The organism is Microaerobacter geothermalis, assembly GCF_021608135.1.
Classification (GTDB): Bacteria; Bacillota; Bacilli; order DSM-22679; family DSM-22679; genus Microaerobacter; species Microaerobacter geothermalis.
The window spans coordinates 1-1,857 of sequence record NZ_JAKIHL010000027.1; the positions used below are offsets into that span (position 1 = coordinate 1).

The window sequence follows — 1,857 nt, forward strand, 5'->3', positions numbered from 1 at the left end:
TCCTAAGGTTGAAGCCCTGTGACAAAGTAACTCCTTACGGAGTGCGAGCAAAACAACAGACCGTAACATGAAGTGAATCCTGCCGCATCGTCAAAAAGAACCCGCAAGGGACAAGAGAAAGTCGAGCCCCGGTTAGTTGGGCGAAGACCACGGAACGTGTGAAGAACTTGGAATCAGCACGGAAGAATTCTCCGGTGTATGGGGATCGGTATGTTGTGAAAGTTGTACCTGGAACTAGGGAGACCCTCCCCCGCACGGCGGAAGTCGTAAAGAGCGAACCTATAAGCCCGACAGGCGAAGTGGCGAGCTGCGGGAAGGGAGTCGGAGGGGGTCATAATACCGAAGAAACGAGGACAACAAAACCTCGAGGAGGAAAGGACCCCTACTTTGTTCATGTGTCAGAGGAGGTAAGAGTCAGTGAATGCAGTAAAACCTGCTAACTACACCAAAGGGAAAGCTCGACAACTCCAAAACGCACTATGCCTTGCAGCCAAGGAAAATCCGAAGCGGCGGTTTCATGCACTGTACGACAAAGTATATCGCGAGGACATACTTTGGGAAGCATGGAAGCGAGTAAAAGCGAACGGCGGGAGCGGCGGTGTCGATGGGATAACCATCGAATATATCACCAAGGAGTACGGTGAGGCGCGTTTCGTACACGAAATCCAAGACACTCTAAAGAACGGAAAATACCATCCGCTGCCTGCAAGGAGAAAGGAAATACCTAAAGGAGATGGAAAAACGCGTCCCCTCGGTATCCCCATTATCCGAGATCGCGTCGTTCAAATGGCGACGAAAATAGTGATGGAGCCGATCTTTGAAGCAGACTTCAAGGACTGCTCCTACGGATTTCGACCGAAACGGAGTGCCCATGATGCCATTCGCCACATCCGCCGCGCGGTCAAGAAAGGCGTGTATTGGGTAGTTGACATTGACATCACCGGCTATTTTGACAATATCCCGCACGAGAAACTGATGACACTAGTAGAGCAGCGCATCAGTGACCGCAGAGTGCTCAAACTCATTCGCAAGTGGTTGAAGGCAGGATTCATGAAAGATCATGAGTTTCATGAGACCGAGATCGGCAGCCCGCAGGGCGGAGTCATTTCTCCCTTGCTTGCGAACATCTACTTAAATTACCTGGACACGATCTGGGAAAAGAAATTCAGGGAATTGGGCACACTCGTCCGCTATGCGGACGATCTCGTTATCCTATGTAAAACCAAAGAAGACGCGATAAAAGCGATCGATGTCTTGAAAGCAGTGTTTGGTAAGTTGGAACTCCAGATGAATGCATCAAAATCCAAACTCGTCAACCTTTGGGGAGACAAAGACGGATTCGACTTTTTGGGTATGCATCACCGGAAAATACCAAAGATGATGAAAGGGAAAGAAGTTCATATTCTTCGCAGTTTTCCATCCAAGAAGGCGATGGGAAAGATGCGAAAAACCGTTAAAGAGGTCACGGAACCGAGAAAACGCCTGTACTGGACGATGAACCAGATGGTGGAGGAACTAAACCCCAAAATCCAAGGATGGAAAAATTACTACGGTTTGGATAACTTTGCGGACAGATTCCTGAACAAAATCGATTGGTATATCCGAAGGAGATTAATGCTGTTCTGGAACAAGAAACACAATCGTCGTAAGAAACACAGCAAGTCCGGCAAAGTAGCGATCATAGCTGATCTCGCCGGACTCAAGAAACTTGCTGCTTAAGGAAAGTACTTAACGCTGAAGGAAGAAGAACATCGGAAAGCCGGATGAGGGAAAACCTCACGTCCGGTTTGATGAAGGGGGAACTGAAAAAGTAAAACGGGCTTCCGCCCGCAATGAAATTTCAGTTCTCTACTCTAC

Annotated in this window: 1 protein-coding gene; it reads left to right on the forward strand. The window is 48.5% G+C overall.

Annotated elements, in window-relative coordinates; all coding sequences use genetic code 11:
• Positions 1 to 417 precede the first annotated feature (417 nt).
• Entirely contained in the window at positions 418 to 1,719 is a 1,302-nt protein-coding gene (gene ltrA / locus L1765_RS10605) for a group II intron reverse transcriptase/maturase (protein ID WP_236407099.1), read from the forward strand.
• Positions 1,720 to 1,857: the final 138 nt, after the last annotated feature.